General features: G+C 57.1%; 20 protein-coding genes and 4 pseudogenes. 14 read left to right on the forward strand and 10 right to left on the reverse strand.

All coding sequences use genetic code 11. The annotated features are described in order from the left end of the window. Window positions 1-213 precede the first annotated feature (213 nt). Together OVA00_RS33700 and OVA00_RS33705 are read right to left on the reverse strand one after the other, a co-directional pair. On the reverse strand, window positions 214-1287 hold the full coding sequence (locus tag OVA00_RS33700) for a sensor histidine kinase (protein ID WP_268090559.1): 1074 nt from the start codon (window positions 1285-1287) through the stop codon (window positions 214-216). Window positions 1288-1468: 181 nt separating this feature from the next. Beyond that, a pseudogene (locus tag OVA00_RS33705) lies at window positions 1469-1692 on the reverse strand (histidine kinase dimerization/phosphoacceptor domain -containing protein); the annotation flags it as partial. Between the two features lie 145 nt (window positions 1693-1837). Between OVA00_RS33705 and OVA00_RS33710 the strand changes: the two are divergent. After that, window positions 1838-2188 carry a hypothetical protein gene (locus OVA00_RS33710; RefSeq protein WP_268090561.1) on the forward strand — a complete coding sequence of 117 codons (351 nt, stop codon included), beginning with the start codon at window positions 1838-1840 and terminating at the stop codon, window positions 2186-2188. A 945-nt stretch (window positions 2189-3133) separates the two neighbouring features. Here the strand turns inward: OVA00_RS33710 and OVA00_RS33715 are convergent. Both OVA00_RS33715 and OVA00_RS33720 read right to left on the reverse strand, forming a co-directional pair. Next, window positions 3134-3448 (reverse strand): annotated as a pseudogene (locus tag OVA00_RS33715) (HAD family hydrolase); the annotation flags it as partial. A gap of 99 nt (window positions 3449-3547) precedes the next feature. Continuing rightward, on the reverse strand, window positions 3548-4225 hold the full coding sequence (locus tag OVA00_RS33720; RefSeq protein WP_268090562.1) for a BON domain-containing protein: 678 nt from the start codon (window positions 4223-4225) through the stop codon (window positions 3548-3550). A 914-nt stretch (window positions 4226-5139) separates the two neighbouring features. On the opposite strand from OVA00_RS33720, the gene OVA00_RS33725 reads away from it, so the two are divergent. After that, window positions 5140-5364, forward strand: a complete 225-nt coding sequence (locus OVA00_RS33725; protein ID WP_268090563.1) for a hypothetical protein — start codon at window positions 5140-5142, stop codon at window positions 5362-5364. Window positions 5365-5695: 331 nt separating this feature from the next. Here OVA00_RS33725 and OVA00_RS33730 read toward each other — a convergent pair whose 3' ends face one another. Beyond that, window positions 5696-6010 carry a c-type cytochrome gene (locus tag OVA00_RS33730; protein ID WP_268090564.1) on the reverse strand — a complete coding sequence of 105 codons (315 nt, stop codon included), beginning with the start codon at window positions 6008-6010 and terminating at the stop codon, window positions 5696-5698. Window positions 6011-6681: 671 nt separating this feature from the next. Here OVA00_RS33730 and OVA00_RS33735 point away from each other — a divergent pair. The 10 genes and pseudogenes from OVA00_RS33735 to OVA00_RS40125 all read left to right on the forward strand — a co-directional run. Further along, entirely contained in the window at window positions 6682-6891 is a 210-nt protein-coding gene (locus OVA00_RS33735) for a cold-shock protein (RefSeq protein ID WP_034806062.1), read from the forward strand. A 118-nt stretch (window positions 6892-7009) separates the two neighbouring features. Next, window positions 7010-7234, forward strand: a complete 225-nt coding sequence (locus OVA00_RS33740; RefSeq protein ID WP_268090565.1) for a hypothetical protein — start codon at window positions 7010-7012, stop codon at window positions 7232-7234. A 29-nt stretch (window positions 7235-7263) separates the two neighbouring features. Continuing rightward, window positions 7264-7644, forward strand: coding sequence for a DUF6481 family protein (locus OVA00_RS33745; protein ID WP_268090566.1), 381 nt, complete (start codon window positions 7264-7266; stop codon window positions 7642-7644). Window positions 7645-7718: 74 nt separating this feature from the next. After that, on the forward strand, window positions 7719-7994 hold the full coding sequence (locus OVA00_RS33750; RefSeq protein ID WP_034799791.1) for a hypothetical protein: 276 nt from the start codon (window positions 7719-7721) through the stop codon (window positions 7992-7994). Window positions 7995-8236: 242 nt separating this feature from the next. Continuing rightward, entirely contained in the window at window positions 8237-8566 is a 330-nt protein-coding gene (locus tag OVA00_RS33755) for an OsmC family peroxiredoxin (RefSeq protein ID WP_234824670.1), read from the forward strand. Further along, a complete protein-coding gene (locus OVA00_RS33760; RefSeq protein ID WP_112773439.1) occupies window positions 8563-9258 on the forward strand; it encodes a VIT1/CCC1 transporter family protein in 696 nt (231 codons plus the stop codon). The genes OVA00_RS33755 and OVA00_RS33760 overlap by 4 nt, the downstream gene beginning before the upstream one ends. Window positions 9259-9334: 76 nt before the next feature. Next, complete coding sequence (locus OVA00_RS33765; protein ID WP_112773438.1) at window positions 9335-9724, forward strand: DUF302 domain-containing protein; 390 nt, start codon at window positions 9335-9337, stop codon at window positions 9722-9724. Between the two features lie 141 nt (window positions 9725-9865). Beyond that, window positions 9866-10258, forward strand: coding sequence for a hypothetical protein (locus OVA00_RS33770; RefSeq protein ID WP_268090569.1), 393 nt, complete (start codon window positions 9866-9868; stop codon window positions 10256-10258). Window positions 10259-10369: 111 nt separating this feature from the next. After that, window positions 10370-10870 carry an NUDIX domain-containing protein gene (locus tag OVA00_RS33775; protein WP_112773436.1) on the forward strand — a complete coding sequence of 167 codons (501 nt, stop codon included), beginning with the start codon at window positions 10370-10372 and terminating at the stop codon, window positions 10868-10870. Between the two features lie 42 nt (window positions 10871-10912). Continuing rightward, window positions 10913-11071 (forward strand): annotated as a pseudogene (locus OVA00_RS40125) (transposase); the annotation flags it as partial. 292 nt (window positions 11072-11363) lie between these two features. Here OVA00_RS40125 and OVA00_RS40130 read toward each other — a convergent pair. From OVA00_RS40130 to OVA00_RS33790, 4 genes and pseudogenes are all read right to left on the reverse strand, one after another. Next, a pseudogene (locus OVA00_RS40130) lies at window positions 11364-11582 on the reverse strand (tyrosine-type recombinase/integrase); the annotation flags it as partial. Window positions 11583-11713: 131 nt separating this feature from the next. Next, entirely contained in the window at window positions 11714-12223 is a 510-nt protein-coding gene (locus OVA00_RS33780; protein WP_268090570.1) for a CYTH domain-containing protein, read from the reverse strand. A gap of 224 nt (window positions 12224-12447) precedes the next feature. After that, entirely contained in the window at window positions 12448-13323 is an 876-nt protein-coding gene (gene ppk2, locus OVA00_RS33785; RefSeq protein WP_268090571.1) for a polyphosphate kinase 2, read from the reverse strand. A gap of 103 nt (window positions 13324-13426) precedes the next feature. Beyond that, a complete protein-coding gene (locus tag OVA00_RS33790) occupies window positions 13427-14107 on the reverse strand; it encodes a VIT family protein (protein ID WP_268090573.1) in 681 nt (226 codons plus the stop codon). A 274-nt stretch (window positions 14108-14381) separates the two neighbouring features. Between OVA00_RS33790 and OVA00_RS33795 the strand changes: the two genes are divergently transcribed. Both OVA00_RS33795 and OVA00_RS33800 read left to right on the forward strand, forming a co-directional pair. Beyond that, on the forward strand, window positions 14382-16466 hold the full coding sequence (locus OVA00_RS33795; RefSeq protein ID WP_112773252.1) for a mechanosensitive ion channel family protein: 2085 nt from the start codon (window positions 14382-14384) through the stop codon (window positions 16464-16466). Window positions 16467-16536: 70 nt separating this feature from the next. Continuing rightward, window positions 16537-17841 carry a DUF2254 domain-containing protein gene (locus tag OVA00_RS33800; RefSeq protein WP_112773241.1) on the forward strand — a complete coding sequence of 435 codons (1305 nt, stop codon included), beginning with the start codon at window positions 16537-16539 and terminating at the stop codon, window positions 17839-17841. Between the two features lie 31 nt (window positions 17842-17872). Here OVA00_RS33800 and OVA00_RS33805 read toward each other — a convergent pair whose 3' ends face one another. Beyond that, window positions 17873-18556: a MarC family protein gene (locus tag OVA00_RS33805; RefSeq protein ID WP_268090574.1), complete on the reverse strand. Its 684-nt coding sequence runs from the start codon at window positions 18554-18556 to the stop codon at window positions 17873-17875. Between the last annotated feature and the right edge of the window lie 499 nt (window positions 18557-19055).

The following is a 19055-nucleotide window of genomic DNA, read 5'->3' on the forward strand; positions in this document are numbered from 1 at the left end:
CTGTTCTTGTGCGTACGATTGCGCATTTGAGTTCGCTCCGAGCCACGCGGCCCACTGGGCCAACTATCCAGACATTTGCGAAATGTTGTGATCCTTACACTCCGGTGCGGCGACGGCTGTACGCTTCCTGAAAAGAGAAACCCTTCAACTCGCCGCCACCGAGCGCGACGAGCACGTCCATCTTCAGTGCGGCAATTCGCCTGGCCGCCCCTGTCACGTCTGGATCACCCCCGTGGCCAAGGGAGCTTGCAGGGTCCACGACACCCCCTTTGGAGCGACTGTCAGATCCGCCTTGCCACCGAAAGCGGTCGGAACGATCGACTTAAGAATGACTGACCCGAAGCCTTGACGTTCTGGAAGCTGAGCGGGTGGCCCGTTACGCTCCGTCCATTGAAACTCGAAAAGCTGCGCTCTCGGTTCAAATGACCATCGGACATCGACGATGCCGGTGGGCACGGAAAGTGCGCCGTGTTTGACGGCGTTGGTCGCAAGCTCGTGAACCGCCATGCCAAGGTATTCCGCTGGAGCCGGTTCTAGGCAAATCTCCGGTCCTTGAATGTCAATCCGGGACATGCCCTCCGTTTTGAGGAATGCGATCTGAGACTGGACAAGATCGCGGACAGGTGCTGCTTGCCACCGTTCTTTCTCAAAAACGCGATAGGACGCGGAAAGTGCCTCGAGACGATCTTCCAATGCGTCCTGGAAATTCGAAACAGAATCGCTGTGTTTACCAAGCTGCCTAGAAATGGCGCAAATGATAGCGAATACATTGCGAGCGCGATGTGTCAGTTCCTTGACGAAAAACTCTGTTCGCTCCGCCAGTTCGCGGGCCGATATGTCGATTACGGTCAGAATGACCGCGACCTTCGATGTCTCGAGCACCACGGGGTTCATCGCGATATGGACGGTCACTTCCGTGCCGTCCTTCTTGCATGCGACCAGCCGCCGACCCTCCGCCATCGGTCTCGAAACCGGGTGGGTCATATAATCTTGGCGTAGGTGCTCATGATGCAGGCGCTTATCTGAGGGTACGAGGGCTTCCACCGGCTGCCCGATCAGCAATTTCTTAGGGTAGCCAAAGAACTCCTCGGACGCCTTGTTAATGTGTTCTATTGCGCCCGCAGCGTCGACCATGATCATTGGCACTGGGGAGTGTTCGAACAAGGTTCTGGCGACGAACTGGGTGGGCTCTAAATCCGGCGAAGGCTTGCTTGACGGCGCATCGCACCCATCCCCAAGGGGGGCATCTCGCTCATTCGAGCCTGCCACATTGCTCCCGGGCTTCATTTTGGCCTCCCTCAGGCGGTGCAAGCGCAAGAGGCTATTCTATCCTTGCATATTAGTAGTCGCTTTGATCTCAAACAAAGCCGTATCGGCATGCCGAGTGGCAAACTTGTCCCCGGCCTGGGTACCGGCATCGTCGAAGCACTTACCAGGACCCTGGAGAGCGAAATCCAGTTGAGCGGCCGTCGGCGAGCATCGACGCGCCAAGGCTTTCGCAAAGCTGGGTGAAGTAGGTGCGCAGTTCGACGCTGCCGGCGCCGGACGTACAAGATGCCGTTGCACGGCCGCAATCGACATGACCCGGTGATGGGCGTTGTGAAGGTGGCCGCGCGCTTCGTCCGACTGAACCCGGCGCGCGCTCTGCATGAGAACGCTGGCAATGATCTGTAGGCGGTTTGCGACCCGGTCGCCGGCATTGCGGAAAAGTTGCGAGCTCCGGCAATCTACTACCGGGAGCTTATGGAACATGGAAAACATTGCGAGCATTATTGCTAGCTATTGCAGGGCTTCTGGCCCGCGCTTAGCGCCTGCGCCCCACGCGAAGGAGGACTCCATGTCTTCCAGAAATCCAGATCAGTATCTAGATTCCGAAGACATCAGCCTTTTGGTCGAAATACTAAAAGCAGCTGGTCATTCCGAAGCAACAGCGAAGGATAAAAGTGGCGGAAGGCTGGCTGCGGCGCGTTTCCTGACGGATGCTATTCAGAGGGGCGTCCTGACCAAGGCGCAACAGACCGCCGCTCGTCGTAAGCGAGGCGACGCGCCATGCGGGCAAAATCAGACTCCTGCCGAGACCAAAACGGGAGCCATCAATCGGTGGGAGAATGAAGGTGGCGCAATCGCACGTTCACCTTTTGAGCATTCCTCGAAGCCCGATATGGCGTGCACCCCGCTTCATTCGTAGGAGGTGTCAGTGCATATACCGCCCAAACTCGCGATTTAACATCTTGGTCCCCATGATCTTGCTTTGATACGAAGGGTCTTTGAAACGGCCCGCGCCAAGGCTCGCATTCCGCGTCTCAGTAGACAAGCCGACCGACTAGCAAGTTTCATCACCGATGAGTATCGGTTTGGGAACAAGGATGAAGCCTCCCTTCTCGAATGCGCTCTGTGGTTCGGTACCGCCCGCATTCCATCAGCACTCGGGGAAGCTTCGATTGTCGACACCCAAGTTGCTGCGACGCGAGAGGGCAGAGATCGGGCAGGCCTGCGGAAGACGGGCGTGCCTAAAAGCCAAGGCTAGATCGGCTCTCAACCATGCGCACCGTCCTTCCAGCTAGCGGCCGGATCGCCGATACCGCCGGTTTGGACGCAGCGATCGAGCTTTAGCACGCAGGTGAAGAGGATGTTCAAAGTCTTTATAGCGAGAGCGAACATCAAGAAGTTCAATCATTCCTGTTGGTTGGCGGCGGAGTCTCGGGTACAGCTCTTCCTCGAACACGAGCCGCCTGATGACCTCGGCGTGTGAGTGTGAGGACCCGTCTGAGCAGCGTGAACCGACATTTTAGGCCGTAAATGACAGGTGGAGTGCTGCCAATGTCCTACGCTTCCAAGGCCATGCACAGGGCATCTTTCGCGAGGCATTCAATCACGCCGTCGTCGCTTACCAAGACGATCCGCGCCCGGAAGAAACTCGCACCGAATCGCTTGATGCGCCGTGAAAACGGCGATATCTGGAGGTAGGGGATGGCCTGGATTGCGCGCACACTCGCCCTGTGACCAAAAGAGTGACGATCATCGCCAGTCGCATCGCCGGAATGAGGCCCCAGGGCCAGCTACAGGGCTGCCTCTTTTCGCGACTTCGCCCCTAAGCGCGACCAGAGCCTGTGGCGCCAGCGTACCTTCTGGGTCTTGTCGGCGCAGTTTGGCGTCCGCCCACCTCGAGCGACGCCATATCGCCCGGCACTAAGAGCCGGGCGTCGATTTCCTGCAAGCGTCCATCTTGGATGACACTCGCCTTCGGCTGCTCCAGCCGGCGTAACGCCCATGCGGCTTTGCCGGCGGTGTGTTCCGGCAGAGCCCCGATGATGCCGTTGGCGATGAGCACGACACCGATGAACGGCGCATCCTTCAGGTCGATTGAGAGGAGAGATACCAGTGCCGCGGCAGAGAGAATGTAGATCAGCGGGCTGCGGAACTGGCGCAGGAACGTGATCGCGAGCAGAGACGAGCCTCATGGCCTAGTCACGCACTGCCGACCAGTGAACCCTTCCGAGCGGGGCAGGATCAGGGCGTGCCGCGGAGGTCATTTGAAGCGCTCCATTTAGGTGTTGCGCGGGTCAAGGGGTTCTTCGATTATCAAGTGGTCCTCAACAGCCGTGACCCCTCGAGCTGACCAGGCCGCTCGTTCTGCGACTGCTCTCTCGTGCCGGCTTTGAACCTTCCCATTCAACGCAACATGACTGCCGGATACTTCGACGTCGATGTTTTCGGCTTCTATCTCAGCATTGCGTTTGAGCGCCTCTCTGATGCCATGCCTGATGTCGAGTACGTCCGTCACGGGACGAATTCTGAGGCGGTTGTCGATCCCCGTGATGCCCGTCAAGCGACGCACCAAACTCTCGGCCGCGGTGCGCAGGAAATGAAATTCGACAGTTCCGTCCAGGGTGACGTAACCGTTTTCAACCTTGACCTTGATGTCCTTGAGGTCGGCAATTGCGGAACCCCAGCCCAGAATTTTTACCACGCGGCTGGCGATCTCGTCATCGGCAGCCTTCTTGTTCTCGGGTAACCGCACGACGATTTCCTCGGCAATTGCGCGCACGCCCTTCACCCGTTGCGCAACTCGTTCTGCAGTGTGTTTTTCCGCAAAGCTATGGACATGGCCCGTCAAGGTGACAACGCCGTCATCGACCGTCACTCCGATGTTCGTGGCGTCTATGCTGGGTTCATATTCGAGCTCATCCAGGATGTCCTGGCGCAGGCGAATGTTGCTCATCATCGTCTCCTTCTTCACACGGGACAAAATGATGGCTCAACTATTGGCTATTCCGGGCTATCAGTCTTTGAGGGACGTCAAGGCACAAGCGCCCATTGGAGATTTCGCTTGAACTTTGAGGTCAACCTATGGGGAAGGGATATGATGTCCATCACGGAATTGATCACGAACCCAACAGCGTGCTCCGGGCCGCCCACTTGGCTCGTCTTGCTTGCTGCAAGGACGACAGGCCGTACAGCAACTGCCTCTACAGTCTTTCGCGATCGTGTCGAGCCTTCTCGTTGTGCTGCTGGTCGGCTGGGAGTTGGCGGCTTAGAGCGGGCGATGGTCACCGGTGCTCTTTCCCGCTGTCTTGAGCGTCGCCCGGTATCTCGGGTGCCATGGTGGACGGCACGCTTTTCGAAACGATCAGGGTTACCATGCAGTACCCCGAGGATGTCGGAGGCGAAGTCCTGGCAGGGGCACCGAACTTTGGCAAGCGATAGACGAGCGCAATCTGCTGAGAATTCGAGACTTGATTGTTCAGAAATATCCGCCAAAGATGACGCGTCTGTGAAGTCGAACGCTCAGACGCATGGCCCCGGGTTCTTCCCCGTTCGAACCTGGGGCCTTTTGATCTCGCGCGCTCCGAGAGCGGCCTGTGCTGCGACAAGCGAGCCAGGCCTGGGTATGGCCGTTTCGGCATTGTCGCGTCCACGCCATTCCTTAATCGCGGCGTGAAGGCCTGCTGCCTGAAGTTGGCCTAATGCAGGCCGCCGTTCTTCAGTTGATTTTCCGCGACGAGTTGTCTCGCCCGAGCCTTACTTGCTTCTCGACCCCCGCATGGGCCTGCACATCGTCGACATTAACGACGCCTACGGGCTGGCGACCATGACATCTTGCGCAAAGATCGCCGGCAGTCCGATAACCCGGCGAACGTGGCCGCCGATGGGGTCAGCAACCTATTCGCCTCACTGAAGCGGATCATTGAAACAGGCGCTTCCGATCCGATGCCAGTGCAGCACTACGACGTGCGTGGCCCGGATGGGGTTTTCGTCACGAAATTCTGGAAGCCGGCCAATCGCCCGATCTTCGACAGCGAGGGAAGACTAGTCTATTTGCTTCATCACGTCGAAGACGTCACCGACATCATTCTCTCGTAATCGCAGTGCGATAGCTATAGTCACGTCTCCCAAATTGAGACGGAACCGAAAGACGTCGGTGATCAAGCTCTGATACGATGATTGGCTACCGCCTTCCCGATTTTGCGTCTGGGTGTTCCTGTCTTAATCCGCGCTTCGGATATTGCCCTGGCGTTGTCCTGCCTCCGCCAATGCGCGAGTATGACGCCCTTTATGGCGGTAGTGACTCCGCGAGATCCTGGTGCAAAGCGCGCATATGTAGCACCTGAGCTGGGCGGAATTGATTTGTCGTTCAAATGGACGCCAAAACTTTCGAATTCGGCCTTCCCAACCACCGGATCGGGATTCGTCTCTATTCCCTCAGACTGAGAATATAGGCCGACACGTCCTGCACATCGGTCTGCGAGAGCATGATGTTCGGCATGGTTGGATGGTCCTGAGCGGTGAGCCAAGCGTTAAGCGCCGCTGAGGTCATCCCCGGCGTCGCAGTAACAGCCTCGAAGCTCGGAGCTTCCGCAACGGGCGAACGAATTTGGCCGGCGAGGACGGCGTGACAGGCAGCGCAAACCTCAAGCGCAAGCCGGCGCCCCTGCTGGACGTCCTGTGCCTGTACTGTCGAAGCCACTGCGATGGTGCCGGCAATCACTGAGAAGATCGTTAAGCGCATTCCCTAACTCATCCCCCGCTCGAAAGATCGCGCCCCCAGCGTCAAATGGAAATCAACGCCACAAGCGTAGTAACATGACGACGGCGCCATCAAATCGTTCAAGGTCGTCCCGGCGCTTGTCTCCCACGAGGGCCGATGCCGTTTCCGTCCAATTCCGCGGTCGACTGCGCCCAGCTCGGATGGCTTGTTAAAACTACACCATAACGTCCGGCAGACCAGCAATAATCTGTCGAGCCGACACGGCATAGGCTGCCTGAATGCGTAACAAATCTTGGCAGAGCGACGAGGGCGGTCACGTCCGGCCGGGGATCCCGCGGAACCCGGTTGTTGATTGGATGCGAGTTTGTCGGAGTTCCGTTCTTGCGGTCTCAAGAACCTGCGCGCGAGGATAACGCCTCGAGGCGCGGCGGAAGCTGGCGATGTCGTCGCTTCTCCCGCAAATTCTTACGCGACCACAACCAAAAGGTGAATATTGCATCTTGGAAAACTAATCGTTGACGCGGCAATCCAAGTCCCTTATAGGTGCGGCATCGATCTTTTGCTTGCCGAGCTTTGTCTACCGCGCGATTGGCACCGCGCCTTAAGCGAACTTCCCTTTCAAAAACAGTCGGTTTCCAACTGCTCAGCATAGGCTGAGCGGTCCCTCACTCTATGCTTTGAAAGGGTTCATCATGACCACTGGCACAGTAAAATGGTTCAACTCCACCAAGGGCTTCGGCTTCATTCAGCCTGATAACGGTGGCGCAGACGCGTTCGTGCACATCTCCGCTGTCGAGCGCGCCGGAATGCGCGAACTCGTCGAAGGGCAAAAGATCGGCTTCGAGCTCGAGCGCGACAATAAGTCGGGCAAGATGTCTGCTACCAATTTGCAGTCTGCCTAAAATTGAGATTTGCTTCCCTTTGACCACGGATGTACTGGCATTGCCGGAAGCAGTTTCAACAAGGCCAGGCGTTTCGCCTGGCCTTTTTTGTTCGCTACGCCGAACTGGTTGAGGTCCAATGATACAAGCACATAGCAAATCCCGTCAGCAGGCGGAGATCGCCTTCATGCAAGTCCAGACGCAGTTCTTCTCCAAAAACAACGCGATGGAAGAGGTGGAATCCGTTGCTCAGGCCCGGGATGCCAAGACTCTGCGGCTTAGAGAGGAACGCCTTGCAAAGGAGTTGGCCGACCGCTTGTCGGCGACACGCAACCTCATCGCCAAACGCGCCAACGCGCGCTGATCTCTGCTGCACTTACTATTGGGATACGAATGAAGAACGCCAGAAAAAACGAAGTCTCCGACCGCCGAGCCGCATCGGCTGACGCCAAAACTGCTCTCTTGAACGCCTACCGAGCGGCAAGGACTGCAGCAGAACCAGGGAGGATGGCAAGGCAGGCCGAGCGCGCAGCCATTGTTACCGCCCGTGAAGAGCGGCGCGTTGAACGCGAGCGTCTGAAGCTTGAGGAACAAAAGCGTATCGAGACCGAAGCGACATCGCGGCAGGCAGCCGTTGAGGCGGCAGCAGTCGCCGAAACCGAAGCGCGGGCGATCGCCGAAAACGCGCGTATAGCGCGGGTGATCGAAGATGAGGCGGTGCGAAAGGCCAATCGCGACAGGCGCTATGCCAATCGCAAGGCAAGACAAGGATAAATTTCTCCGTTGCGCCGCTACCCGAAAGCATGGCGATGTCATGCTCGGGACACTCAATACGAAAGGGAACCCCGATGGCACCGGATGCGAATGAACTCCAGGCGATCAACACGTCGTGGCAAATCGCAATCCAGGAAATTCTGCGCATGGTTATACGGGACATGTACCATGCCGGCGGCGAGGCAAATTTCAAAGCGCACATCAAACGCATCGAAGAGGCCGCCGTCGACAGCATCTACACCGATCTAAGACTTCGAGGAACCAATGAGTGGACCGAGGTGCTCGTCAAGGAACGGGCGAGCAATTTCGTAACCACCCTGCTGACGTCCTTTACCTACGACCGAGCCTGACTGGCTGCATGTACGCTAGCGGCGATGGGCCCCCGCTTGGCGGTCGACAACTGCCATCGTGCGTCGCGTTAAGTTGTCACGGAAAAGCCCACGCTCGCCTCTCCTCGAGTTGATCGACAAAAGGTAATTTTTTGGGGGGCGCACGAACTGTTAGTGCCGGCTTAGCCATGTTGGTTGCCTTTGCTGGTCTCCTTTGATGCTGGTCAAACGGGATGATTGGTCACGTGGTAGGATGTTTATGAATGTCCGGCAGCGACCGTTCCCGGCCTGGCTACGCCTCAAATTGGGCCGAGCTGCTGCTCCCGGCAATCGCGGCCTGGATGATCAAGGGGATCGAACGCTTCATGCCCATTCTCGCTTCCACTCTCGATGGTGTCGACGTGATCCTGCATGCCGCTCGACAAGACGAACCGCCACATATCTTCTCCGTCGCTTACAAACTCGAGGTCGATACTGATCAAACGGACCAGCGTCTTGAACTGCTGCACAACAACGTACGTAAATGCAGCACGATCTCGAACAACCTCGCTCTCGCTGCACGCCGCGATGGCGTTATCCGGAGAAAGTCATGAGGGGTCTTCAGCGCGAAACTCATCTCGTGTCTCGGATCGGATGGCTGCGGGCCGCCGTCCTCGGAGCGAATGACGGCATCGTCTCGACGGCGAGCCTGATCGTCGGTGTTGCAGCGTCGGCGGCGGGAAGCTCCGAAATCCTGATCGCCGGTGTTGCCGGGCTGGTGGCCGGTGCGATGTCGATGGCAGCGGGGGAATATGTTTCGGTCAGCTCGCAGGCGGATACCGAGCAGGCCGACCTCGCACGCGAACGGCAGGAGCTCGAGAGCCAGCCCGATGCGGAGCGTGAGGAACTGGCGCAGCTCTATGTCAAGCGCGGGGTTGATATCGCCTTGGCCCGACGCGTCGCCGAGCAATTGATGCAGAAGGACGCGCTCGAAGTGCATGCACGCGATGAGCTTGGCATTTCCGAAATTTCAACCGCAAGACCAATCGTTGCGGCCCTGACGTCGGCTCTGACTTTTGCTGTCGGTGCGATGATGCCACTCGCCATGGTGTGGCTGGCGCCGGCGAACCAGCTCGTGCTGCTCGTCTCCGCAGCGTCGTTGCTGTTCCTCTCCCTGCTCGGTGCAATCGGTGCCAAGGCAGGTGGAGCGAACGTGCTGAAAGCCACGATCCGTGTCACCTTCTGGGGTGCCTTTGCCATGGCGCTGACGGCAGGCATAGGCGCTTTGGTCGGAACCACCGTCTAGGCGCGCTGCGCACAAATTGAGTGCTTCGGGATGGTCCCACACCGGCAACAGGTGCCGGTCGCATTGGAGACAGACAATGACCTACACGCTCGACAAAACGACCAACGACATGCCCTTCGACGAGGTGGTGGCGGCAACAAAGACGGCTCTCTTGGCGAAGGGGTTCGGTGTGCTGACTGAAATCGACGTCCGAGCGACGATGAAGAAGAAGCTCAACATCGATGTTGCGGACTATCTCATTCTGGGAGCGTGCAATCCTAAGATGGCTTTCGAGGCTATGAAGATCGAACCAAAGGTCGGCGCCATGCTGCCCTGCAATGTGATTGTACGATCAGTGGGAAGTGGCACAATCATGGTCAGCGCCATCGATCCCGTTGCCTCCATGCAGGCGATCGACAACCAGGAACTCAAGAAGGTCGCCGGGCAGGTTCGGTCTCTTCTTGAAGAGGCGGTCGCAAGCATCTGAGGAGGCTGGTTATCAACGCCCGAAGTTGGCTGCGGCCTCGAGCGCACGCAGGAGAAACTGCTTGACCTGCTGGCCTTCGCCGCAACGCGGTCGAGTTCAAGCACAATGGCCGCAGTCGGGGCCTCATCCATGCCAATAAGCTTGCGCGTGCCCGCTGGACACGCGCCATACTTCGAGGCGACCGCCCCGAGAATTATTTCAAGCCTCAACCGCTACGGCATCGAGGTGGCCGTGGCGGAAGCAAAAGGCGATGACTTTGCCGGAGGCTTTTCGCGCAAGAAGAAGGCAGAAGCCGCAGCCCATGCCGAAAACGCCGCCATGGGCACCGGCGGGCTGCCGCAGCCTGTGCGCGTCGCGACCATATCGCCGGACGCCGATGCCTACGGCGCGGTGTTCATCAACCCCATCGAGGAACCCTTCCAATCGCTTGTGGACCGACAAGGACAGGATCGCCAGAATTACGGCCCAGAGCACAGCGGTGTAGTATGGAACGAGGGGCCACGCAGGCGGGCGATGGTTAGCCTAACTTCTTGATTTGCAGCCGCCGCCGGTAAACAATGCAAACGAAGGGAATCGCGGCTCCCGATAGAAATGCGTATCGCCCCTCCGTCCGGAAAAGAAAGCCGTGAGCCCAAGGAGCAAGTAATGCCACCAAGGAGCGCCGGTCTAGTCCTGCATTTCGGCATAGGGAAAGAGCTGGAAGTCCTATTGGCCCATCCCGGCGGTCCGTTCTGGGCGAGCCGAGATGACGGCGCTTGGTCTATACCCAAAGGGCTAATCGAGCAGAACGAGGAGCCTCTGGCGGCGGCCATCCGCGAAACTGAGCAAGAATTGGGGCTACGGGTAAAGGGTGATTTTGTGTGGCTAGGCGAGTATCGGCAACCGAGCGGTAAGGTCGTGTTCGCCTGGTCAGTCCGCATGGTGGAGAAATTGGACATGACCGCGATCCGCGGCGGGACATTTCAGATGGAGTGGCCGCCGAAATCAGGTCAGATAGCGTCATTTCCGGAGGTCGACAAAGCTCAATGGTTTGCGATCGAGGTTGCCAAGGCGAAAATACTAAAGGGACAGCTTGCGATACTCCTCGACCTGCAGAGAAGAGAAGTCACAAGACAAGATGTGGCGTCTCAGGGGCATAGTTTGTGAAGCTAAACCTTTCCGCTCCCTGACACAGCGTTCCAACGGGAGATAGTTTCCTACGCGGCCGCTGCAGAGCGACGTGTTCCCGATGAGTTTAAGGCTGGCGCGGTAGAAGAAGCTTGCAAGCCGGGAGTGAGCATCTCGGCGATCGCGCGGCGGATCGGTATCATGCCGTCGCAGCTCTATCGCTGGCGTTGCGAGCTCCTGGAAGCTGGCGAGCCTGGCCAAATTGCGGCGAACGAAGTCAAGCAGAGCTCAGGGGCTGGTGCGGGCCCCGTCGTTGAAATCCTCATCGGAAGGGTTGTCGTGCCCACCGGCGCAGATATCGACGAGGCGCATTTGCAGCGAGATAGGCTGCGACATGCTCCGTCATTGTCTTGATCGCCGTCACGCCCTCCCTGGCCAAGGAAGAGCGACAGCCGCCAGCCGGACGAAATCGATCTTGGTAGATTTTTGACGTGTCGAGGCTACGATGGCGTAGGATATCGGCAATGTGCTTCATCGGCGTGCCCTCGCGTAGCAATCGGCTCGCCACACTATGACGCAGAACATGCGGGTCGCACCGATCCCAGCCGCACCGGCGAAACGCGGCGCTCACTGCTCGCTTGGCTACTCCTGTCTGGACGGGGCGATCATAGGGTGCGACATGGCGAACGAAGATCGCCCGGCTTGCCGTCTTGGGCCGCTGCAGCGAAATCGGCGCGCTTTTGTTCCTCAATTGCCTTCAACTTCTGCTCCTTGTCCAACTCCTCCAGTTCCCGTTGGAGCACCCGCAAGCGAAGCTTCTCGGCCTTGGGGCGCTTGTCACAGCATCTATATCAAGTTTCTTTGGCATCCCATTGATCCACTTCAAGTGCGAAGAGTGTTGAATTCGCTGGCGCTCGACGGAGTGCCTTTCGGTGCGTACGGTGGTTGCTTTGCCAGAATCCTGTTTGAGTAGAGCGGATTCCCAGTAACTTCGGCCCCGAGCCATTCCGGTAACGACGGCGTATCGTTGACGTTGTCGAGCTCGACTTCGGCAACAACGAGACCACGATGCTGACCTGAATAGACATCGACTTCCCAGATGAAGCCCTCGTGTTTGACCTCGTAACGTGTTTTTTGCAGAACTCCTCGGGCCTGCTCGAGCATCTCCTCGGCGTCCGAATAGGGGATATCGTATTCGTACTCTTCGCGTCGATTGCGACCACTTCGGATCTTGACTGTTAGTTTAGCGCGACTGCCATCTATCGTCCGAATGCGTACGGTTTGGCGCCGCGTCGCCAGCAGATAGGCTTGTCGCAGAGCCGAGCCTTCAGAGGCATATTGCCGCCAGCGATCGTCAGCAACGAGGTATTTTCTCTCTATTTCCGCCGCCATATCTCCCTCACCTGCCGCAAGATGGATAAGCACAGCCAGCTCGAAGCCTACTTCGCAGACAAGCTCTCACTAAGGGAACACATTCTGCTTAGTGGCGCTTTGATCGCCGTCAACGTGCTCCACTATGGTTCTCTTGAAAGGCACTGAACTGTCGTCCGGCAGTCGCGCCCCTACGGCCGCGACTGCCCAGGTTTCAGATGCGTCGCATTTTGCGTAACGATTGTTTATAAGGCGCTGGGTACATACCGACGCACATGTGGGCTTTCGACGAAGTCGCTGGGTCGCTTCTGGCGTTTCCCGAGTTCCGGTTCGTCGAACTTCACTTTCTCGTAGGGTATCGCGGAGAGCATGTGCGAGATACAGTTGATGCGCGCCCGCTTCTTGTCATCGGATCGGATAATCCACCAGGGAGAATATTCCGTATCGGTCATCCGGATCATCTCGTCGTAGGCACCGCTGAAGTCCCACCATCGTTGATAGGATTCGATGTCCATCGGGCTGAGCTTCCATTGTCGGAGCGGGTCGCCAATGCGTTGACGGAAACGCCGTTCCTGTTCGTCCTCGCTGACATCAAGGAAATACTTGATCAGTATGATGCCGCTTTCAACAATGGCAGCTTCGAAACGTGGTACGAGTTCAAGAAAGCGGCGAGCCATCTCGTCGCTGCAAAAGCCCATGACACGTTCGACCCCAGGTCGGTTGTACCAAGAACGATCGAAGATGACCACCTCACCGCCGGCTGGCAGATGCGGTATGTAGCGTTGCATGTAAATCTGGCTTTTCTCCCGATCTGTGGGTGCGGGCAGGGCGACGACGCGGAAAACGCGGGGGCTGACACGTTCGGTTATGCGTTTGATTACCCCTCCTTTTCCCGCGGCATCACGTCCCTCGAAAATGACTACGACACGAGCCTTCGACTTCTTCACCCAGGCTTGCAGATGTGCGATCTCTACCTGTAGCCGACGTAGCTGCTTCCCATAGTCGGCAGCATCGGCCTCGGACCCGATCGTTTCGCCGGTTGCGTTCTGAAGTTTCGGGCGCGCAGTCTTACCGTTCTTGGGCGACTTGTCTTTGTCCTTCCCTTTGCCGTTCTTTGACATGGTTCGACTTCCTCCGTTGCATTGGTTCATCCTTCTGCAGCAGCCGGCTTAAGCGGCGAACTGCATTGGTATGACAGGGAGCTACTCGACCCGCGCGCGGAACTCATCCTCCCAGGGCTATGGCTATCGCCACCATGCTCAGGCCCACGACGGTCATCAAAAGGCCGACACGTAGCGGCGCTCCGGCATGTCGGCCAAAGGTGTAGCCGGTCGCAAACAGCAGTCCGACCGCAATCCCATTGGAAACCCGTAGAGCAATTGTCGCATCGTTTATGAACAAGAACGGTGCAACAATTGGAAAGGTGAGCGAAAAGACCACAAGGAACACCGCGATCGCGCCGGCAAAGTCATGCGCTTCAATCCGAACTTGGATTGTCTTAGCAGGCAGGTTCATCAGATGATGTCGAATGCGGTCGAGGTCGGTTGCTGACAGCGCGGGCAGGACGAGAGGTGGCAACGCGCCGGCAATGACTGATCGCGCCAGAGAAGCACTGGGCGCCATCTGGACGGCCTCAACCGTTTGCTTTGCAAGCCGGCGCTCGGCTGTCGAGCCCAACAAGACGCCCCATGCCAAGTTGCAGCTGAGCGCTCCAAGGAGCATCGCCTTGACATCTGCGCTACCTGCTTGGGCGACACCAAGGGACCCGGTGAAGGTCATAACGATGATTAATCCGAAAAGGATCTCAGCTGCGCGGTCAACCGGATCGAGCACGCGTCGAAACGACAGTCCACTTTCGGATCTTACGATTGGATCGACGGCTATATGAGCGTTCTCATCGTTCATTGCGAGCCTCGAACCTTAATCAATTCATTATGCCTGCGCAGTTGCCCGTTTAAATTGATCCGCATCAATGTTGGGCAGATATTTTAGGGATAGCTTTTTTAAGGAGAAATTTGGCGTAGTCGCCGGCGTCGAGAATGGAGCGTGCATTCGTCGCCCTGACCGTCGGATGCGGAGCTGCGCTGTAGCCTGTCTAACGGTCGCCGTAGAGCAAACGACACAGGCACTGCGTATTGGACCGAAATATAATTCTGGTGCGTTGAGCAAGAAGGGAATTATGTCCAGTTCTTCGTCCCCCCGCAGTATCTGGATCACGCCTATTGCCGTGTTCGTACTTTTGCTCGTGCCAGTCATCTCGTTGGCAGAAACCGTTTCGACAGGGAACCTTCCGCCCGAAAAAGTGCGGCAATTTCTCGAACTGGCAAACACCCCAGAGGTCAGATCCTGGCTAGAGGATAAGGTCACTACACAAGCTCCGGCCGCGGATGTTTCGATTGCGGACGCGATTTCCAACTGGGGAGCGGCCGTTGAAGGTCGAGTTGCTGCTGTCGTGGGCGCAATCGATCGAGTGCCAGACGAGGTCGCAAATTCTTCTGCGATATTTATGCGTGATGTAAACTCAGGAAGACCCGGCCTAGTCGTTATGATCTTTGGGTCCTTGCTTGCGGCCGGCTTTGGCTCCGAGCGGTTCCTCTTGGCCTTGCTGACGAGGCGCAACGCCTCCAAGTCGAGCGTAGAGCCGGTGCAGGCTGCCGTATTAGAAGGTGTTTCGCTTGTGACGTTCTCGCTGGCAGCCTTTGGTCTATACCTATTATTCGATTGGCCCGCTCTGCTTCGCAAGACAATTTTGCTGCTGCTTCTCGCGTTCATCCTGTTTCGATTGATCCATGGCATCGCCCGTTTGCTGCTGGTTTTTGGCGGACTCGACGAAGATGAAACAAATCGTTTATCCGATGTTCAAGCCAATGTCGTAAGTCGATTTTGGCTACGCCGCATCGATCTCATCACCGGCCTGACCTTGATCGGCTGGGTCATTGTGAACCTAATGTCGTCGTTGAGTTTTTCCGCGGAGGTTACGAGGCTTGCCGCATTCACGCTCGGCTTGGCCGTGCTTGCAATCGGGATCGAGGTTGTTTGGCGACGACCGAGGGTGACTGCGTCCGTCATTGTCCGATCGCTGCTTACACTCTATATGGTTCTTCTGTGGCTCGCATGGGTCGGCGGTCTTATCGGGCTGCTGTTTGTCGGAATATATTCCCTGGTTTTGCCAAGTCTTACTCGGAGCGTCGGTCGTTTGGCGCAAGCCGTAGGCAGCCGGGCGCATTTGAGTGGCGCTTTCGGCGTCCTATTGAACGTGATCGTCGTCAGGGGCGCTCGCGCTCTGGTGATCGCCGCGGCTGTAGCGGGGCTTGCCTACGCCTGGAGGTTCAGCGCTGCGGCAATGGTCGGCAGCGAAGTCGGCAAGGTTGTGGTCAACGGCGTGTCGAACGCGATCGTCATCCTGCTCTTGGCCGACTTGTTTTGGCAGTCGTCGAAGGCGCTCATCGCCTACCGCATGGATCTGGCCGAGAATTCAAGCGGTACCGAAGACCAGGTGAACCGAAGCGACAGATTGCGAACTTTGCTTCCTATTTTTCGCAACGCATTGGCAGTTCTCATCGGTGCGATCGCCGTCTTGACGATCTTATCTGGACTCGGCGTTCAGATCGCGCCGTTGCTCGCCGGCGCCGGCATATTTGGTGTTGCCATAGGCTTTGGGTCGCAAACCCTGGTGAAGGACGTCCTCAGCGGCGTCTTCTACATGTTGGACGACGCATTCCGCGTCGGGGAGTACATCCAAAGCGGAAGCTATAAAGGTACTGTTGAATCGTTCAGCTTGCGGTCGGTGCGGTTAAGGCATCACCGTGGACCTATCTTCACCGTACCGTTTGGGCAACTTGGTGCGATCGAAAACATGAGCCGAGACTGGGTGATCGACAAAATGACAATCAATGTCACCTACGATTCCGACATCGAATTGGCCCGCAAACTCATAAAGAAGATCGGTCAGGAATTGGCCGCGGACCCAGAATTTGCGGCAGACACGCTACAACCTCTGAAAATGCAGGGCGTTGATAGTTTCGGGGACTTCGCAATCGTCCTGAGGCTCAAACTCATGACCAAGCCCAACACGCAGTTTGCTATCAAACGGCGAGCTTTGATGATGATCAAGAAAGTCTTCGACGAAAATGGCATCAAGATTGCCGTGCCGACCGTACACGTGGAAGGAAGCGGTGAGCATGCGGCGGCGGCCGCCCATCAGATTCAGCGGTCAGCGAAGGCGGCAAACGTCGCTGAAGCAATGGGGCAATCCGTGCCTTGATCAGCTCAATGCGTCAACATCCTGAGGGCGCGCGTAGGCGCGCCAGGTCCAGTAGAAAGCAAGACCCAAAATGAGTTGGAACAGGTTGTATGCTCTCAAGAGCTACGTGCGAGCCTCCTTGTGGATTGTTCCGTTTTTTGCACTTGTTTTGCAGCAGGCCCTTTTTCGCGTAGTGCTGGCCTCGGAGGAGTGGATAGGCTGGATCCCCCCTTGGCCTCTAGGGGCGGACGGCACTGTGGCCGCAATGCAGGCGATTATCAGCCTAGCCCTTTCGTTCATTGTTTTCACGTTCGGCTCATTGCTTGTGGCGTTACAAATAGCAAGCGGACAACTTACGCCCCGGATCATCGCGACCACGTTACTGCGAGACAATGTTATCCGGTTTACCGTTGGCTTGTTCATCTTTACGCTGCTGTTCGCCATCGGCTCGATAAGCCGCGTGAATACGTCAGCTCCGACCTCCATCGTGTGGATCTCGGGAATCCTCGGCGTCATCTCCCTAGCAGCATTTCTTTATTTCATTGATTATTCAGCTCGTTTGCTACGTCCCGTTAGCATCATCCATAGCGTCGCCGAACAAGGCTTCGCGGTTATTGAGAGTGTTTATCCTGACCGTTGGAAGGAGACTGTCAGGCAGTTGCCACCGAGTGACGCGCCTGGAAAGCCGGACGGGGTTGTCTTGCATGTGGGTTCATCGGATATCATTCTTGCTGTGGACGTGAGGTCCCTGCTGAAGCGAGCAACTCGCGCGGATGGGATAATTGAGCTTGCGGCGCGTGTCGGTGACTTTGTCGCTTGGGGTCAGCCTTTGTTCCGCCTGTATGGTGGTGCCGGGCAAATTCCTGCTACTGAACTCTATAGCAGCGTCGCGTTGGGGCGCGAGAGAACCATCGAGCAGGACCCAACTTTCGCCTTTAGGGTTATCGTCGATATCGCTACGAAAGCGCTTTCAAAGGCGATCAATGATGCAACGACTGCGGTACTGGCAATCGATCAGTTGCATCGGTTGCTGCGCAACGTTGGCGGGCGGGATCTGCGCAACGAGTATCTTTGCGATGACTGCGGGCGCTTGCGTGTGGTATATCCAACACCTGACTGGGAAGACTTCGTACAACTGACTTGCCGCGAGATCAGGATCTACGGAGCAGAAAATCTTCAGGTCGCGCGCAGGCTTCGCGCGATGATCGACAATCTCGAAGACGTGTTGCCCGAGATCCGCAAACCGGCTCTGCGGCTTGAACGCGATCTACTCGACCGAATGATCGACAGGGTGTACTTTCTGCCCGAAGACGCTGCATTGGCGCGCATCGCTGATACGCAAGGACTGGGGGGCTCAGTCGAAGCATTTTTGCCCGCCGGCAGCAGACGGCCGTAGGACGGCCGTAGCATGTCGCGCAGGCGAATTCTCACCAATTCATGATGCTGTAGCTATGTAAGATGATTTGAAGGCCAAGTGCTGCCTGGGTGACACCGAGCACGACCGCGAGGACCTGGAGCAACGTTCCGACCCATTTTAGTATGACATCTGCGAAAAGCATCGCGAGCCAATCGAGCGCGAGGATCAATAACACAATCGCAGTCACGGTGAAGCCTTCCGCTTTGTGACCGCCTGCAAGCGTCGTAAAGACGATTACCGCGGCAATCCCGTAAGGTGTGACGATCGTCGGAAAAGCCAGTGGCGAGAACGCTAGTTTGAGGTCTGGTGCCCGATCAGGCGCCGGAGTGTGATCCGTGGGATTTGCCGACTGCTGCAATATGGTTCGCAGCGCCACCAGAAACAGGATGATGCCGCCTGTCATGGCCAGAACCGGCAATGAAATCTGAAAGTTCTCGAGCATGGTGCGCCCAAGAAGGCCGGCCACTGCCAGGGCGCCTGCGGAAAAAAGGATTGCTCTTCGGGCCACCTGGCGTTGAAAGTCGCGTTCCCAATTCTTGGTAATCGTCACAAACGGTACCAGGATTTTGATCGGACCGAGCATCAGAAAGAGCATGAAGAATACTTTTCTCGCGCCGAACTCGGCCTCTGGCAATGCTTGACTGACTGGCACTTGGGCGAGAGACTGAACTGGCAAGCTGACCATGATCGCCATCAGTGTGGTGATCAGACCATTCGGACCGCGAAAATGGCGCTGCTTGGATCTGTGGAGTAATTCAGTCGAGCGAGGATTGCTATCAGTGCGTGATGTTTCGTGCTCCGCAGTGGGTTTCCGCAGGCATATTGTCATCGACCGTTCTCCAGTTAAGCGGTATCGCCGCAGCTCCGGAAGCCGGATACGACAGAACCGCAACTTTTGCTGATTGTTCAACCCACGATCGTGACAGTGCATCACAAGTGGCTTTCTGAACGTCTTCTGCGAGACCGTCCCAAACACTCGGCGATTGAACATTCCAGCTGCATCTTCGAAACGTGGATCGAACGATCGGGTGATATCATGATTTTGGTGAGTGCTCGCTTCTGTTCCTCCCGGCTATTGGGCCCGATCTCAACTGATAGGCTTCTCCACCCTCGAGACACTCGCGCGAATACAGGTCGCCCACAGCTTCGACGCCATTTCCGAGCCACTCGACAATCTGTAACCTCTCCTGTGT

The organism is Ensifer sp. SL37, from assembly GCF_026672675.1.
Lineage (GTDB): Bacteria > Pseudomonadota > Alphaproteobacteria > Rhizobiales > Rhizobiaceae > Ensifer > Ensifer adhaerens.

What these genes read in the sequence shown, in the direction of transcription:
- OVA00_RS33700 (WP_268090559.1), bottom strand. Translation starts at nt 1,287, where the DNA reads ATGAAGCCCGGGAGCAATGTGGCAGGCTCGAATGAGCGAGATGCCCCC.
- OVA00_RS33710 (WP_268090561.1), top strand. Translation starts at nt 1,838, where the DNA reads ATGTCTTCCAGAAATCCAGATCAGTATCTAGATTCCGAAGACATCAGC.
- OVA00_RS33720 (WP_268090562.1), bottom strand. Translation starts at nt 4,225, where the DNA reads ATGATGAGCAACATTCGCCTGCGCCAGGACATCCTGGATGAGCTCGAA.
- OVA00_RS33730 (WP_268090564.1), bottom strand. Translation starts at nt 6,010, where the DNA reads ATGCGCTTAACGATCTTCTCAGTGATTGCCGGCACCATCGCAGTGGCT.
- OVA00_RS33735 (WP_034806062.1), top strand. Translation starts at nt 6,682, where the DNA reads ATGACCACTGGCACAGTAAAATGGTTCAACTCCACCAAGGGCTTCGGC.
- OVA00_RS33740 (WP_268090565.1), top strand. Translation starts at nt 7,010, where the DNA reads ATGATACAAGCACATAGCAAATCCCGTCAGCAGGCGGAGATCGCCTTC.
- OVA00_RS33745 (WP_268090566.1), top strand. Translation starts at nt 7,264, where the DNA reads ATGAAGAACGCCAGAAAAAACGAAGTCTCCGACCGCCGAGCCGCATCG.
- OVA00_RS33750 (WP_034799791.1), top strand. Translation starts at nt 7,719, where the DNA reads ATGGCACCGGATGCGAATGAACTCCAGGCGATCAACACGTCGTGGCAA.
- OVA00_RS33755 (WP_234824670.1), top strand. Translation starts at nt 8,237, where the DNA reads ATGTCCGGCAGCGACCGTTCCCGGCCTGGCTACGCCTCAAATTGGGCC.
- OVA00_RS33760 (WP_112773439.1), top strand. Translation starts at nt 8,563, where the DNA reads ATGAGGGGTCTTCAGCGCGAAACTCATCTCGTGTCTCGGATCGGATGG.
- OVA00_RS33765 (WP_112773438.1), top strand. Translation starts at nt 9,335, where the DNA reads ATGACCTACACGCTCGACAAAACGACCAACGACATGCCCTTCGACGAG.
- OVA00_RS33775 (WP_112773436.1), top strand. Translation starts at nt 10,370, where the DNA reads ATGCCACCAAGGAGCGCCGGTCTAGTCCTGCATTTCGGCATAGGGAAA.
- OVA00_RS33780 (WP_268090570.1), bottom strand. Translation starts at nt 12,223, where the DNA reads ATGGCGGCGGAAATAGAGAGAAAATACCTCGTTGCTGACGATCGCTGG.
- ppk2 (WP_268090571.1), bottom strand. Translation starts at nt 13,323, where the DNA reads ATGTCAAAGAACGGCAAAGGGAAGGACAAAGACAAGTCGCCCAAGAAC.
- OVA00_RS33790 (WP_268090573.1), bottom strand. Translation starts at nt 14,107, where the DNA reads ATGAACGATGAGAACGCTCATATAGCCGTCGATCCAATCGTAAGATCC.
- OVA00_RS33795 (WP_112773252.1), top strand. Translation starts at nt 14,382, where the DNA reads ATGTCCAGTTCTTCGTCCCCCCGCAGTATCTGGATCACGCCTATTGCC.
- OVA00_RS33800 (WP_112773241.1), top strand. Translation starts at nt 16,537, where the DNA reads ATGAGTTGGAACAGGTTGTATGCTCTCAAGAGCTACGTGCGAGCCTCC.
- OVA00_RS33805 (WP_268090574.1), bottom strand. Translation starts at nt 18,556, where the DNA reads ATGGCGATCATGGTCAGCTTGCCAGTTCAGTCTCTCGCCCAAGTGCCA.